Source organism: Pseudomonas sp. NPDC087612, from assembly GCF_044743505.1.
Lineage (GTDB): Bacteria > Pseudomonadota > Gammaproteobacteria > Pseudomonadales > Pseudomonadaceae > Aquipseudomonas.
Window position 1 is genome coordinate 58,950 of the sequence record NZ_JBIUWO010000007.1, and the last position, 15,223, is coordinate 74,172.

A 15,223-nucleotide genomic window follows, 5' to 3' on the forward strand; every position below is an offset into this window, starting at 1 on the left:
AAATCAATTGGCTCCTAAGCTAATGCTAAAAAGTTATTTATTTTAACTTTCTTAGATCATCTAGTCTTATCCCACACCAACACAATCGCCCGCCTGACAAGGAGTTAACCATGACCCTGCATGCTCCCCTGCGCCTGTTCGCCGCCCTGACCCTGGCCGGCACCAGCTGGTTTGCCCAGGCGGCCGACCTGACGGTGGCCTACCAGACCACCGTCGACCCGGCGAAAGTCGCCCAGGTCGACGGCACCTACGAGAAAACCAGCAAGGCCGATATCGACTGGCGCAAATTCGACAGCGGCGCCGACGTGATCACCGCCGTGGCCTCCGGCGACGTGCAGATCGGCTACCTCGGCTCCAGCCCGCTGGCCGCCGCTGCGACCCGCAAACTGCCGGTGGAAACCTTCCTGATCGCCACCCAGATCGGCGCAGCCGAAGCCCTGGTCGCCCGCGACGGCGCCGGCATCAACTCGCCACAGGACCTGATCGGCAAGAAGATTGCCGTGCCGTTCGTCTCCACCGGTCACTACAGCCTGCTGGCCGCACTCAAGCAATGGAACATCGACCCGGCCAAGGTACAGATCCTCAACCTCGCGCCACCGGCAATCATCGCCGCCTGGAAGCGCGGCGACATCGACGCCACCTACGTCTGGGACCCGGCCCTGGGCGTGGCCAAGGAAAACGGCAAGGTGCTGATCACCTCCGCTGAGCTGGCCGAAAAAGGCGCGCCGACTTTCGATGCCTGGATCGTGCGCAAGGACTTCGCCGCCAAGCACCCGGAGATCGTCAAGGCCTTCGCCAAGGTCACCCTGGATGCCTACGCCGACTACCGCAAGGACCCGCAAGCGTGGCTGGCAAACCAGAGTAACGTCGACAAGCTGGTCAAGCTCTCCGGCGCCAAGGCGGCTGACATCCCTGGCCTGCTGCAAGGCAACGTGTTCCCGCTGGCCGCTGACCAGGTCGCAGCACTCGGTGCACCGACCACCCAGGCAATCACCGACACCGCCACCTTCCTCAAGGAGCAAGGCAAGGTCGAAGCGGTGCTGCCGGACTACGCGCCTTACGTCAGCGCCAAATTCATCGCCAACTGAGACTCGGAGCAGACCATGGCCCTGTTACAACTGGAGCGCATCAGCGCACAGTACCCCGGCGCGGCCGAGCCGGTGCTGGCCGATATCAACCTGAGCCTGGGCCCGCAGCAATTGCTGGTGGCCCTCGGCCCTTCGGGCAGCGGCAAGACCTCGTTGCTCAACCTGATTGCCGGTTTCGTGGCGCCCAGCAGTGGCCGTATCACCCTCGACGGCGAGCCGGTACAAGGTCCGGGCGCCGAGCGCGGCGTGGTGTTCCAGGATGATGCTCTACTGCCCTGGCAAGACGTGCTGGCCAACGTCGCCTTCGGCCTGGAACTGGCCGGCGTGCCACGCGCCAGCCGCGAGAAAAAGGCCCGCGAAATGCTCGCCCTGGTCGACCTGGCGGACTTCGGCAACCGGCGCATCTGGCAATTGTCCGGTGGCCAGAAGCAGCGCGTGGGCCTGGCCCGGGCGCTGGCGGCCGATCCGCGGGTTCTGCTGATGGACGAGCCGTTCGGCGCGCTGGATGCCTTTACCCGTGAACAGATGCAGGAGTTGCTGTTGCAGGTCTGGCAGCGTACCGCCAAGCCGGTATTCCTGATTACCCACGACATTGAAGAGGCGGTGTTCCTCGCCACCGAACTGGTGTTGCTGGCGCCGAACCCCGGGCAGATCGTCGAACGCCTGCAACTGGACTTTGGCCAGCGCTACAGCGCCGGCGAGTCGGCCCGTTCGATCAAGTCCGACCCGCGCTTTATCGAAACCCGCGAGCACGTGCTGGCCCGGGTGTTCTCCCAACGCAGTGCCGCAACGCGGCAGGAGTCCGCATGAGCAGCCTGGATGTCCCGGTAGCGAGCAAACGCACCGCCAGCCACACTGCGCCGAGCAAACCCCGGCGCAGCCTGAGCACCCGCTGGATCAGCGGCCTGACCCTGGCCACGCTGTTGCTGCTGTGGTGGGCGGTGACCGCCGCCGAATGGATCGAGCCACTTTTTTTGCCCTCGCCGGAAGCGGTGCTGGGCAAGGCCTGGTTGCTGCTGACCCAGGGCTACATGGAATCCACCCTGTGGCAGCACCTGGGCGCCAGCCTGCAACGTATCGGCCTGGCCCTCGGCGCGGCGATTGTCACGGCGATCCCGATCGGCATCGCCATCGGCCATAACCGTATCGCCCGCGGCATTCTCGACCCGCTGATCGAGTTCTACCGGCCGATTCCGCCCCTGGCCTACCTGCCGCTGATCGTGATCTGGTGCGGTATCGGCGAGTTGTCGAAAGTGCTGCTGATTTACCTGGCGATCTTCGCCCCGATCGCCATTGCCACCGCCACTGGCGTGCGCACCGTCGACCCGACCAAGTTGCGTGCGGCGCAGTCGCTGGGCGCCACCCGTTGGCAGCTGATTCGCCACGTGATTTTGCCCAGCGCCCTGCCCGACATTCTTACCGGCGTGCGCATTGGCCTGGGGGTTGGCTGGTCGACCCTGGTGGCCGCCGAGCTGATCGCCGCCACCAGCGGCCTGGGTTTCATGGTGCAGTCGGCGGCGCAGTTTTTGGTCACCGACGTGGTGGTGCTGGGCATCCTGGTGATCGCCTTGATTGCCTTCGCCCTGGAAATGGGCCTGCGCGCCCTGCAGCGCAAGCTGGTGCCCTGGCACGGCCAGAGCCATTGAAAACGAACAGAGAACAACCATGAGCCTGACCATTACCCCGCTGAGCCCGGCGCTCGGCGCCCAGATCAGCGGCATCGACCTCAGCCGCGAAATCAACAAAGAACAACGCGACGCCATCGAACAGGCGCTGCTCAAGCACCAGGTACTGTTCTTTCGCGACCAGCCGATCAACCCGCAGCAGCAGGCCGATTTCGCCGCGCGCTTTGGCGACCTGCATATCCACCCGATCTACCCCAATGTGCCGGAAACCCCGCAGGTGCTGGTGCTCGACACCGCCGTCACCGACGTGCGCGACAACGCCATCTGGCACACCGACGTGACCTTCCTGCCAACCCCGGCACTGGGTGCGGTGCTCAGTGCCAAGCAACTGCCGGCCTACGGTGGCGATACCTTGTGGGCCAGTGGCATTGCTGCCTATGAGGCACTGTCGGCACCGCTGCAGCAGCTGTTGGCTGGCCTCACCGCCACCCATGATTTCACCAAGTCGTTCCCGCTGGAGCGTTTCGGCACCACCCCTGAGGACCTGGCGCGCTGGGAAACGGCACGGCGTAACAACCCGCCGCTGTCGCACCCGGTAATCCGTACCCACCCGGTGAGCAAGCGCAAGGCACTGTTCGTCAATGAGGGCTTCACCACCCGCATCAACGAACTGAGCGAGGCTGAAAGCGAGGCGATTCTCAAGCTGCTGTTCGCCCACGCGACCCGCCCGGAGTTCACCATTCGCTGGCGCTGGGAGGAAAACGACGTGGCGTTCTGGGATAACCGCGTGACCCAGCATTACGCGGTGGATGATTACCGGCCGGCGCGGCGGGTAATGCACCGGGCGACGATTCTCGGGGATGCGCCGTTTTAAGAGCCATCGCGGTCTTGCCCGCTCCCAGCAGTCCACACTGTGGGAGCGGGCAAGACCGCGATGCTTTTAGCGCACCAGATGCAAGAACTGCATATGCCGTTCGTACTGGTCAAGAATGTCGTTGATGATCTGCTCCTTGCTGTAGCCCACCAGGTCATAGTCCTGGCTGCCCTCGCTCAGGTGCACCTCGGCGCGGTAGTAACGACGGTTCTTCAGCTCCTGGGTTCCCAGGCCGCCCAAGGCAAATGACGGCGTGAAGTAACCGCGCATCTGCACCTGGTAAATGAACGGCTGCTCTTCGCCATGGCCGATCTTCAAGCTGACGTTGTCGTGGCTCGGGTCTTCCTGGGTGATGACGTGCAGGCCCTTCTCGCTAAACACCTCGGTCACCTCGGCAATCGCCGGGCGCACCACGTCGTCCATGAAGCGGTACACCTCGTCGCGTGACGGGAAGTGCACGGCCTGGCTCAGGCGCTGACGCCAGCCACCGCGGCCGCGCCGCGAATTGGCGAACGGCGCCAGCGAATGCAACTGGGCGATCTGTCGTTGCGACTCCAGATAAAACGCCTTGTGCAGGCCCCACATCATCAGCAACAAGATCACCGAGAACGGCAGCGAGGTGAGCACTACCGCCGATTTCAGCGAATCGATACTGCCGGCGAACAGCAAACCGCTGGTCACCAGTGCGGTCATCGCGCCCCAGAACACCCGCAGCCAGTTCGGCCCGTCTTCATCGGCGTTGCCGCCACGGGCGGAGAGGGTCGAGAGCACCACGGTGCTGGAGTCTGCCGAGGTCACGAAGAACACGAAGCTGATGAACACCGTGACGGCGATCACCGCCTTGCTCCACGGGTAGGTTTCCAGCAACAGGTAGAGGGTCATCGACGGGTTGTCGAGAGCCGACTGGCCCAGCGCGGTCATGCCGTGCTCGAGCACCTGGAACAGCGCGCTGTTACCGAAGATCGACATCCACGCCAGGGTGAAGCCCAGCGGAATCAGCAGCACGCCGAAGACGAACTCGCGGATGGTCCGGCCGCGGGAAATCCGCGCGATGAACAGGCCGACAAACGGCGCCCAGGCAATCCACCAGGCCCAGTAGAACACCGTCCAGCCGCCCAGCCACTCATTGGCCTGGTTGTAGGCATAAACGTCAAAGCTCTTGCGCGGCAAGGCGCCAAGATAGTCACCGAGGTTCTGGATCAGGGTGTTGAACAGGTGCTGGGTAGGGCCGGCGAACAGCACGAACAGCAGCAGCGCGCAGGCCAGGAACATGTTGATGTCGGACATCACCCGCACGCCCTTCTCGACCCCGGCAACCGCCACCGCGACCGCCGCGCCCATCATCAGGGTGATGAGGATCACCTGCACCCATTGGGTGTGGGGCACGCCGAACAGGTAGTCGAGGCCGGAGTTCAGGTGCAGCACGCCAAAGCCCATGTCGGCGCCCAGGCCGAACACCGTGGCGATGATGCCGAAGCCGTCGACGGCATAGCCGATCGGGCCGTTGATGCGCTTGCCGATCAGCGGATACAGCGCCGAACGCAAGGCCAGCGGCAGGTTATGGCGGTAGGCGAAATAGGCCAGGGCCATGCCGACAAAGGCGAACACCCCCCAGCCATGCAGGCCCCAGTGCAGGAACAGCAACTGCATGGCCTGGCGCCCGGCCTCGACCGTACCGGCCTCGCCTTGCGGCGGCTGTAGCATGTGGGTCAGGGGTTCGGAGACGCAGAAGAAGAACAGGGTAATGCTGATGCCGGCGGCGAACAGCATGCCGGCCCAGGACAGGTAGCTGAACTCGGGCTCGTCGTGGTCGGCACCGAGCTTGATCTTGCCGTAGCCAGACAAGGCGGTGACCACCACGAAGACCAGGTACAGGGTCATCGCCAGCATGTAGTACCAGCCAACGGTGTTGGCCGCCCAGTTCTGCGCCGCCAGCAGCCACTCGCCAGCGGCTTGCGGGTTGCTGATGACCACCAGGCCGAATATCAGGATAAAGCTCGCCGCGAAGTAGAAAACCGGCGGGTTCATGCGGATCTTGCCGCTGGATTCGGAGCTGGGTGCACTCATAGGTCGTGCACCTCGCCGAGGGGGGAGAAGCTTGGATTGAACGGGTTCAGCAAAGGGTTTCCTCCTGTTGAACACCGGCAGCGGACCACCGTTTTAACTTGAACAAGCGTTCAAGTTAAACATGGATGGGGGTCGCGATGCGACCCGTTGCCGCAAGCCAAGCCTCGGATCGCCTACTTCTGGGTACCGTCATCGTGCTGCAGATTGGCCTGGGTCAGGTTGCTGCCCGGCGCCACGCTGCGGGTCAGCCAGACGTTGCCGCCGATGGTCGAACCCTTGCCAATGGTGATTCGTCCCAGAATAGTCGCGCCGGCATAAATCACCACGTCGTCCTCGACAATCGGGTGACGTGGATGGCCCTTCTGCAACTGCCCGTCCTCGTCCGCCGGGAAGCGCTTGGCGCCCAGGGTCACAGCCTGGTAGATGCGTACCCGCTCGCCGATGATCGCCGTTTCGCCGATCACCACACCGGTACCGTGGTCGATGAAAAAACTCGGGCCGATCTGCGCCCCCGGATGAATGTCGATGCCAGTGGCCGAGTGCGCCAGCTCCGAACTGATCCGCGCCAGCAACGGCAGGCCAGCGCGGTACAGATGGTGGGCCAGGCGATGGTGAATCACCGCGAGGATGCCCGGGTAGCACAGCAGCACTTCATCGACGCTGCGCGCCGCCGGGTCGCCATGGAAGGCGGCCAGCACATCGGTATCGAGGATGCTGCGCAGGCTTGGCAGGGCGGCAGCAAAGTCCTGGATCAGGCGCAGCGCCGTGGCGTCGATTTCTGCCGTGGCCTGCTTGCCGTGGCGCGCCACATAGCGCAGCTCCAGGCGCGCCTGGGCGAGCAAGGCGGTCAGCGCGGCATCGAGGGTATGGCCAACATAGAAGTCTTCGCTCTCTTCACGCAGGTCGACCGGGCCCAGGCGCATGGGGAACAGGGCACCACACAACTGCTCGAGAATATGGCGCATGGCCTCGCGTGACGGCAGCTCGCGGCCACCCTGCTCGCCGCTGCTGCGCCCGTTACTGCTGCGCCACTGGTCGCGGGCGGCACGCAACTGGCCGACGATGGTTTGCAGTTGCCAATGCCCTGTTTGCGCGTTGTCGCTCACGGTTACCTCTCCTGCTGCAGCGGCGGTCGGTGGATGGTGGTGCCGCCGAAGTGCCGATTACTTTACGGCAATTTCTTGCGACAGAAAAAATAACCCTTTATTCCAGAATGCAATAAAGGCGGCATAAGCCCGGGAGTTGCCCACCTGCCCGAGGCTGCCTATAGTCGAATTTTACCTAGCCGACGTGACCCCATGATCGACCGACAGCTTGCCCGCTTCAATCGTCTGGACCTGCTTGGCGCCCCCACCGCGCTGGAAAAACTGCATCGGCTGTCAGCCTGGGCCGGCCGCGACATCTACGTCAAACGCGACGACTGCACGCCGTTGGCGCTGGGCGGCAACAAACTACGCAAGCTCGAATACCTGGCCGCCGATGCCCTGGCCAAGGGCGCCGACACCCTGGTCACCGCAGGCGCCATCCAGTCCAACCATGTGCGCCAGACCGCGGCGCTGGCCGCGCAACTGGGCCTGGCCTGCGTAGCCTTGCTGGAAAACCCGATCGGTACCGATTCACTCAACTACCAGCACAACGGCAACCGCCTGTTGCTGGAGCTGTTCGACGCCAAGGTCGAGCTGGTCGATAACCTCGACAATGCCGACGAACAACTGCAGGCCCTGGCCGTGCGCCTGCACGCCAGTGGCCGCAAGCCCTACATCGTGCCGATTGGCGGCTCCAACGCCCTCGGTGCCCTGGGGTATGTACGCGCAGGCCTGGAGCTGGCCGAACAGATCGAACATTGCGGCGAGCAGTTCGCCGGGGTGCTGCTGGCCTCCGGCAGTGCCGGTACCCACAGCGGCCTGGCCATCGCCCTGGCAGAAAAACTGCCGAAGCTGCCGGTGATCGGCGTCACCGTGTCGCGCAGCGACGAAGACCAGCGCCCGAAAGTCCAAGGCCTGGCCGAGCGCACCGCCGAGCTGCTGGGCCTGCGCCTGCCGGCCACGTTCAAGATCGAATTGTGGGATGAGTACTTCGCCCCGCGCTATGGCGAACCGAACGCCGGTACCCTCGCCGCCATCCGCCTGCTGGCCAGCCAGGAAGGCTTGCTGCTTGACCCGGTATACACCGGCAAGGCCATGGCCGGGCTGCTTGATGGTATTGCCCGTCAGCGATTCGATGACGGCCCGCTGATTTTTCTGCATACCGGTGGGGCCCCGGCATTATTCGCCTACCCTGAGGTCTGGAACGGCTAACTAACTTATTTGAAAATAATATAAGAAAATGAATTTATATTATTTTTAAGACTAAAAGCGTCACCCTATAGTCAGCGCCACACTCACAACAACATTGGGGCTAACCATGAAGATTTCCGCTTTCGGTAAACAGGCAGTCGCCGCAGGCCTCGGCTTGCTGCTCGGCGCCAGCCTGCTCGGCCAGGCTGTCGCTGGTGAGCAACTGCAGCAGATCAAAGACAAGGGCGAGATCAACATCGGCCTTGAAGGCACTTATCCACCGTTCAGCTTCGTCGACGCCGACGGCAAGCTGGCCGGCTTCGAAGTGGAGCTTTCCGAAGCCCTGGCCAAGGAGTTGGGGGTCAAGGTCAAGCTGCAGCCAACCAAGTGGGATGGCATCCTCGCGGCACTGGAGTCCAAGCGCCTGGACGCGGTGGTGAACCAGGTGACCATCTCCGATGAGCGCAAGAAGAAGTATGACTTCTCCGCGCCCTACACCGTTTCCGGGATTCAGGCGCTGGTGCTGACGAAAAAGGCCGCCGAGCTGAACATCAAGTCCGCTGCCGACCTGGGCGGCAAGAAAGTCGGCGTGGGCCTGGGCACCAACTACGAACAGTGGGTCAAAGCCAACGTGCCGACCGCGGACGTGCGCACCTACGAAGACGATCCGACCAAGTTCCAGGACCTGCGCGTCGGCCGGATCGACGCCATCCTGATCGACCGTCTGGCGGCGCTGGAATACGCCAAGAAAGCCAAGGACACCACTGCCGCCGGTGACGCCTTCTCCCGCCAGGAAGCCGGTATCGCCCTGCGCAAAGGCGAGCCGGAACTGCTGGCAGCAGTGAACAAAGCTCTCGACAAGCTACGCGCCGACGGCACACTGAAAAAGCTTTCGGAAAAGTACTTCAACGCTGACGTCACCCAATAATGGAAGCAGCTTTGCAACTGGCGCTGGAGTCCGCGCCCTTTTTGCTCAAGGGCGCATACTTTACGGTCATTCTCAGCCTCGGCGGGATGTTCTTTGGCCTGTTGCTGGGCTTTGGCCTGGCGCTGATGCGCCTGTCGTCGATCAAGCTGCTGAGCTGGACGGCGCGGGTCTACGTGTCGTTCTTTCGCGGCACGCCGCTGCTGGTGCAGCTGTTCATGATCTACTACGGCCTGCCACAACTGGGCATCGAGCTCGACCCGCTGCCCGCAGCGTTGATCGGCTTCTCGCTGAACATGGCCGCCTATGCCTGTGAAATTCTCCGCGCCGCGATCAGTTCCATCGACCGCGGCCAGTGGGAGGCTGCCGCCAGCATCGGCATGACCCGTGGCCAGGCCATGCGCCGGGCAATCCTGCCGCAAGCGGCGCGCACCGCCTTGCCGCCACTGGGCAACAGCTTTATTTCGCTGGTCAAGGACACCGCCCTGGCCGCCACCATCCAGGTGCCGGAGCTGTTCCGCCAGGCGCAGCTGATTACTGCGCGCACCTTCGAAATCTTCACCATGTACCTTGCCGCCGCACTGATCTACTGGGTGCTAGCCAGCGTTCTCGCGCACCTGCAGAACCGCCTGGAAGCGCGGGTTAACCGGCACGACCAGGAGTCCTGAGGCATGATCGAGGTACAACGACTGAGCAAGCAGTTCAACGGCCAGACCGTGCTCGATGACATCAGCCTCAAGGTCGAGGCCGGCGAGGTGATCGCCATCATCGGCCCCAGCGGCTCGGGCAAGACCACCTTCCTGCGTTGCCTGAACCTGCTGGAAACCCCGAGCAGCGGGCGCATCAAGGTCGGCAAGGTAGAAATCGACGCCAACCGCCCGCTGGGCCAGCAAAGCGGGTTGATCCGCCAGTTGCGCCAGGAAGTCGGCTTCGTGTTTCAGAACTTCAACCTGTTCCCCCATCGTACGGCGCTGGAGAACGTCATCGAAGGCCCGCTGGTGGTCAAGAAAACTCCGCACGAACAAGCCGTGGCCCTGGGCATGAAGCTGCTGGCCAAGGTCGGCCTGGCCGGCAAGGAAGCCGCCTACCCGCGCAAGCTCTCCGGCGGTCAGCAGCAGCGGGTAGCGATTGCCCGGGCCCTGGCGATGGAGCCGGAAGTGATCCTCTTCGACGAGCCGACCTCGGCGCTCGACCCCGAGCTGGTCGGCGAAGTGCTGGCGACCATTCGTGGCCTGGCTGAAGAAAAGCGCACCATGATCATCGTCACCCACGAGATGAGTTTTGCCCGCGACGTGGCCAACCGGGTGATCTTCTTCGACAAGGGCGTGATCGTTGAACAGGGCGAAGCCAAGGCGCTGTTCGCCCACCCCAAGGAAGACCGCACACGCCAATTCCTGAGCAAGTTCCTCGGTACGCAGAACACCGGCTACTGAGTTTTCCCCGCCCTTTCCCCGCCCCTCTTACAGCGCCTGCCCAGCTCCGGCAGGCGTTCGTCCAGCGACCGCCAAGTACTTCTATATTTATTCCTAAAAGTTAGTTTATTTAATTTTTATACACTATTAGGGTATATACACCGGACCACCGGACCAGCGCAATTTTGTCGTCGCAACCCGCGCCGACGTTTTCAATTCGTGAGGTAGGTATGGTCAGGAACACAATCACCCCAGTGCGTAACGCCAGGGCATTGAGTGCAGCCAAGGAGCGGTACTGATGTCCAATCTGGCAGAAACCACAGTCCACAGCGATCTGGACAGCGCCCCGCTGTTGCTGCCGGCCAAGGTGCTGAGCAACGACGAACAAGCCCTGCAGGCAGCCCACGAGCTGGCCGAAGCAGCACGCACCCAGGCGGCCAAGCGCGACCAGCAACGCAAGCTGCCCTGGGCAGAAATCGAACAGTTCACCCGCAGCGGCCTGGGCAGCATCAGCATCCCGCGCGCCTTTGGTGGCGCGCAGGTGTCGTTTGTCACCATCGCTGAAGTCTTTCGCATCATCAGCGCCGCCGACCCGGCGCTGGGGCAGATCCCGCAAAACCAGTTCGGCATCCTGCAACTGCTCAAAGGCACCGCCACGGAGCGGCAGAAAGAGCTGCTGTTCACCTCGGTGCTCGATGGCTGGCGCATCGGCAATGCCGGGCCGGAACGCGGCACCAAGCACACCCTGGACCTCAAGGCACGGATCACCCGCGAGGGCGATCACTATGTGCTCAGCGGCCAGAAGTTCTACTCCACCGGCGCCCTGTTTGCCCATTGGGTCGCGGTCAAGGCGTTGAACGATGACGGCCGTCAGGTCATGGCCTTTGTCCGCCGCGGCACCCCGGGCCTGCGCATCGTCGATGACTGGTCGGGTTTCGGCCAGCGCACCACCGCCAGCGGCACCGTGCTGCTGGACAAGGTGCAGGTCGATGCGGAACTGGTGATCGACACCTGGAAACAGAGCGAAGTAGCAAACATCCAGGGCGCGGCTTCGCAGCTGATCCAGGCGGCCATTGATGCCGGTATCGCCGAAGCGGCGATTGCCGACACCATCGCCTTCGTTCGCGACAAAGCCCGGCCATGGATCGACGCCAAGGTCGATCGTGCCAGCGATGATCTCTATGTAATCGCCGATGTCGGCCGCCTGCAGCTTGAGCTGCATGCCGCCCAGGCGCTGCTTTCCAAGGCTGCGCGGGTGCTCGACGAAGTCAGCGCCGCGCCGGTCGATGCCGCTGCAGCCGCTCGCGCTTCGATTGCCGTGGCCGAAGCCAAGGTGCTGACCACCGAGATTTCGCTGCTGGCCAGCGAGAAGCTCTTCGAGCTCTCCGGCAGCCGCGCCACCCTGGCCGAGTTCAACCTCGACCGGCACTGGCGCAATGCCCGCGTGCACACCCTGCACGATCCGGTGCGCTGGAAATACCACGCCGTCGGCGCCTATCACCTCAACGGTACCTTGCCTGCCCGGCACTCCTGGATTTGACCAGACCACTGGAGCCCTGTTTATGAGCCTTTTGCCACAACCGCACGCCAACGTCGCGGTCATCCACACTGACGCCCAGGCATTGCAAGTCGCCGAGGAAATCGCCGTCCAGCTGCGCCGCGACAGCGCCCTGCGCGACCGCGAACGACGCCTGCCGCACCCTGAACTTGAACTGTTCTCGCGCTCCGGCCTGTGGGGCATCAGCGTACCCAAGGCCTTTGGTGGCGCTGGCGTGTCGAACGTCACCCTGGCCAAGGTCATCGCCCGCATCGCCCAGGCCGACGCCTCGCTGGGGCAGATCCCGCAGAACCACTTCTATGCCCTGGAAGTGCTGCGGGTCAACGGCAGCCCGCAGCAACAGCAGCGCCTGTACGCCGAAGTACTGGCCGGCCAGCGCTTCGGCAATGCCCTGGCCGAGCTGGGTACCAAAACTGCCCACGACCGCACCACGGCCCTGACCCGAGACGGCGACGCTTATCGCATCAATGGCCGCAAGTTCTACGCCACCGGCGCAATCTATGCCCAGCGCATTCCCACCTCGGTTGTCGATGAGGACGGCGTCCAGCGCCTGGCCTTCGTCCCGGCAGACAGCGCCGGGCTGAAAGTCATCGACGACTGGAGCGGCTTCGGCCAGCGCACCACCGGTAGCGGTTCGGTGCTGTTCGACAACGTCCAGGTCGCCGCCGAAGACGTGCTGCCGTTCCAGAGCGCCTTCGAGCGTCCGACCACGGTCGGCCCGCTGGCGCAGATCCTCCACGCCGCCATCGACACCGGCATCGCCCGCGCCGCCTACGAAGATGCCCTGCACTTCGTGCGCACCCGCAGCCGGCCATGGGTCGACTCCGGGGTCGAGCAGGCCAGCGAAGATCCGCTGACGCTGAAATCCTTCGGCCACCTGGCGATCCGTTTGCACGCCACTGAAGCGCTGCTCGAACGCGCCGGCGAGTACCTCGACCGCGCCCAGGCCGAGCCCAATGCCGCAACTGTTGCTGCCGCCTCAATCGCCGTGGCCGAAGCGCGGGCGATCAGCACCGAGATTTCCCTCGCCGCCGGCACCACCCTGTTCGAGCTGTCGGGCAGCCAGGCCACCCTGGCCGAGCATGGCCTCGACCGGCACTGGCGCAACGCCCGGGTGCACACCCTGCACGACCCGGTGCGCTGGAAGTACCACGCCATCGGCAACTACTACCTCAACGATGAAAACCCACCGTTGCGGGGCACCATCTGATGGCCAAGAAAAAGATCCTGCTCAACGCCTTCAACATGAACTGCGTTGGCCATATCAACCACGGCCTGTGGACCCACCCGCGGGACAACTCGAGCCAGTACAAAACCCTCGAATACTGGACCGAGCTTGCCCAGTTGCTCGAGCGCGGGCTGTTCGACGGGCTGTTCATCGCCGATATCGTCGGTGTCTACGACGTCTACCAGCAGTCGGTCGATGTACCGCTCAAAGAGTCGATCCAGCTACCGGTCAACGACCCGCTGCTGCTGGTCTCGGCCATGGCCGCGGTCACCCGCAACCTGGGTTTCGGCCTGACCGCCAACCTCACCTACGAGCCGCCGTACCTGTTTGCCCGGCGCCTTTCCACCCTCGACCACCTGAGCCGTGGCCGGGTCGGCTGGAACATCGTCACCGGCTACCTCGACAGCGCTGCCAAGGCCATGGGCCTGGACCAGCAACCCGAGCACGACCGCCGCTATGACCAGGCCGACGAGTACCTGCAGGTGCTGTACAAGCTCTGGGAAGGCAGCTGGGAAGACGGCGCGGTGCTCAACGACCGCCAGCAGCGGATCTACGCCCAGCCGGACAAGGTGCACAAGGTCAAGCATCAAGGCGAGTTCTACCGGGTCGAGGGCTATCACCTCTGCGAGCCGTCGCCGCAGCGTACGCCGGTGCTGTTCCAGGCTGGCAGCTCCGAGCGTGGCCTGGGCTTTGCCGGCAACCATGCCGAATGCGTGTTCATCAGCGGCCAGAACAAGGCCGCCACCCGCGCCCAGGTCGACAAGGTCCGCGCTGCCGCCGTCGCAGCCGGGCGCGACCCGCAAGCCATCAAGGTGTTCATGGGCCTGACGGTGATCGTCGCCCGCACCGAAGAACAGGCCAAGGCCAAGCACGCCGAGTACCTACGCTATGCCAGCCCCGAGGCCGGTGTTGCGCACTTTGCCAGTTCCACCGCTATCGATTTTTCCGAGTACGAACTGGACGAGCCGATCCAGTACGTGAAAAGCAATGCCATCCAGTCTGCCACCAGGAACCTGCAGAACAACGACTGGACCCGGCGCAAGCTGCTCGAACAGCACGCTCTGGGCGGGCGCTACATCACCCTGATCGGCTCGCCGACCCAGGTCGCCGACGCGCTGGAAAGCTGGATCGCCGAAACCGGCCTCGACGGTTTCAACCTGGCGCGCACGGTCACCCCGGAAAGCTATGTCGACTTCATCGACCTGGTCATCCCCGAGTTGCAACGCCGCGGCTCGTACAAGACCGCCTACGAACAGGGCAGCCTGCGCGAAAAACTCTTCGCCAGCGACCAGCCTCACCTGCCGGCAGACCATCCTGGCGCCAGCTATCGCCACACCACCACGACCCCGACGGGAGCGCTACAGCATGCTTAAGACCTTTATTGCCCGCCCGGTCGCAGCCCTGGCCTTGAGCCTCGGCCTGCTCGGCGCCGCCCAGGCCGCCGATGCCCTGAAAGTCGGCACCACCGCAGCCTTCTCGATCCCGCTTGAAGCCGCCGTCAGCGAGGCCAAGAAACAGGGCCTGGACGTCGAACTGATCGAGTTCAGCGACTGGATCGCGCCGAATGTCAGTCTGGCGGCCGGCGACATCGACGTGAACTACTTCCAGCACATCCCGTTCCTGGAAAACGCCAAGGCTGCTGCCGGTTTCGACCTGGTGCCCTTCGCCCCGGGGATCATCAACAACGTCGGCCTGTATTCGAAAAAGTACAAGAGCTTCGCCGAGCTGCCCGAGGGCGCCAGCGTGGCCATCGCCAACGACCCGATCAACAGCGGCCGCGGTTTGCAGTTGCTGGCCAAGGCCGGCCTGATCACCCTCAAGCCCGGCGTCGGCTACAAGGCTACCGAAGAAGACATTGTCGCCAATCCGAAGAAGCTGAAGATCCTCCAGGTTGAAGCAGTACAACTGGTGCGTGCCTACGACGACGCCGACCTGGTCCAGGGCTACCCCGCCTACATCCGCCTGGCCAAGACCTTCGACGCCACTTCGGCGCTGCTGTTCGACGGCCTCGACCACAAGGAATACGTGATCCAGTTCGTCATCCGCCCGCAGAGCAAGGACGACCCGCGCCTGGCCAGGTTCATCGACATCTACCAACACTCGCCGGTGGTGCGTGCTGCCCTCGACCAGGCCCACGGCAAGCTCTACCAAGCCGGCTGGGAGAGCTGAA

At 63.7% G+C, this 15,223-nt stretch carries 14 protein-coding genes; 12 read left to right on the plus strand and 2 right to left on the minus strand.

Features of this window, described 5'->3' with window-relative positions:
* Positions 1-110: 110 nt before the first annotated feature.
* Genes tauA through tauD form a run of 4 tightly spaced genes read left to right on the plus strand, consistent with a single transcriptional unit; the run spans position 111 to position 3,587 of the window.
* Entirely contained in the window at positions 111-1,088 is a 978-nt protein-coding gene (gene tauA / locus ACIOVF_RS15780; RefSeq protein ID WP_045201151.1) for a taurine ABC transporter substrate-binding protein, read from the plus strand.
* Between the two features lie 15 nt (positions 1,089-1,103).
* Positions 1,104-1,898, plus strand: coding sequence for a taurine ABC transporter ATP-binding subunit (gene tauB / locus ACIOVF_RS15785; protein ID WP_045201150.1), 795 nt, complete (start codon positions 1,104-1,106; stop codon positions 1,896-1,898).
* On the plus strand, positions 1,895-2,734 hold the full coding sequence (tauC, locus tag ACIOVF_RS15790; RefSeq protein ID WP_401290676.1) for a taurine ABC transporter permease TauC: 840 nt from the start codon (positions 1,895-1,897) through the stop codon (positions 2,732-2,734). Before tauB ends, tauC begins: the two co-directional genes overlap by 4 nt.
* 19 nt (positions 2,735-2,753) lie before the next feature.
* Entirely contained in the window at positions 2,754-3,587 is an 834-nt protein-coding gene (gene tauD, locus ACIOVF_RS15795; protein ID WP_401290679.1) for a taurine dioxygenase, read from the plus strand.
* A gap of 66 nt (positions 3,588-3,653) precedes the next feature.
* On the opposite strand, the gene betT is transcribed toward tauD, so the two are convergent.
* The gene (gene betT / locus ACIOVF_RS15800) at positions 3,654-5,654 is read right to left on the minus strand and encodes a choline transporter BetT (protein ID WP_401290682.1); all 2,001 of its coding nucleotides are present in this window, start codon (positions 5,652-5,654) and stop codon (positions 3,654-3,656) included.
* Between the two features lie 173 nt (positions 5,655-5,827).
* Positions 5,828-6,760 carry a serine O-acetyltransferase EpsC gene (gene epsC / locus ACIOVF_RS15805; protein WP_045201146.1) on the minus strand — a complete coding sequence of 311 codons (933 nt, stop codon included), beginning with the start codon at positions 6,758-6,760 and terminating at the stop codon, positions 5,828-5,830.
* A 192-nt stretch (positions 6,761-6,952) separates the two neighbouring features.
* On the opposite strand from epsC, the gene ACIOVF_RS15810 reads away from it, so the two are divergent.
* The 8 genes from ACIOVF_RS15810 (at position 6,953) to ACIOVF_RS15845 (ending at position 15,222) form a co-directional block, all read left to right on the plus strand.
* Entirely contained in the window at positions 6,953-7,951 is a 999-nt protein-coding gene (locus ACIOVF_RS15810) for a D-cysteine desulfhydrase (protein WP_045201145.1), read from the plus strand.
* A 106-nt stretch (positions 7,952-8,057) separates the two neighbouring features.
* Complete coding sequence (gene tcyJ, locus ACIOVF_RS15815; protein WP_401290686.1) at positions 8,058-8,858, plus strand: cystine ABC transporter substrate-binding protein; 801 nt, start codon at positions 8,058-8,060, stop codon at positions 8,856-8,858.
* The gene (gene tcyL, locus ACIOVF_RS15820; RefSeq protein WP_045201143.1) at positions 8,858-9,523 is read left to right on the plus strand and encodes a cystine ABC transporter permease; all 666 of its coding nucleotides are present in this window, start codon (positions 8,858-8,860) and stop codon (positions 9,521-9,523) included. The genes tcyJ and tcyL overlap by 1 nt, the downstream gene beginning before the upstream one ends.
* A 3-nt stretch (positions 9,524-9,526) precedes the next feature.
* The gene (tcyN, locus tag ACIOVF_RS15825; RefSeq protein ID WP_045201142.1) at positions 9,527-10,288 is read left to right on the plus strand and encodes an L-cystine ABC transporter ATP-binding protein TcyN; all 762 of its coding nucleotides are present in this window, start codon (positions 9,527-9,529) and stop codon (positions 10,286-10,288) included.
* 277 nt (positions 10,289-10,565) lie between these two features.
* Entirely contained in the window at positions 10,566-11,807 is a 1,242-nt protein-coding gene (locus ACIOVF_RS15830; protein WP_093378342.1) for an SfnB family sulfur acquisition oxidoreductase, read from the plus strand.
* A 22-nt stretch (positions 11,808-11,829) separates the two neighbouring features.
* Positions 11,830-13,035: an SfnB family sulfur acquisition oxidoreductase gene (locus tag ACIOVF_RS15835; RefSeq protein ID WP_401290691.1), complete on the plus strand. Its 1,206-nt coding sequence runs from the start codon at positions 11,830-11,832 to the stop codon at positions 13,033-13,035.
* Positions 13,035-14,426: an LLM class flavin-dependent oxidoreductase gene (locus tag ACIOVF_RS15840; protein ID WP_258595346.1), complete on the plus strand. Its 1,392-nt coding sequence runs from the start codon at positions 13,035-13,037 to the stop codon at positions 14,424-14,426. Before ACIOVF_RS15835 ends, ACIOVF_RS15840 begins: the two co-directional genes overlap by 1 nt.
* Complete coding sequence (locus tag ACIOVF_RS15845; protein ID WP_093378331.1) at positions 14,419-15,222, plus strand: MetQ/NlpA family ABC transporter substrate-binding protein; 804 nt, start codon at positions 14,419-14,421, stop codon at positions 15,220-15,222. Before ACIOVF_RS15840 ends, ACIOVF_RS15845 begins: the two co-directional genes overlap by 8 nt.
* The last annotated feature ends 1 nt before the right edge of the window (position 15,223 follow it).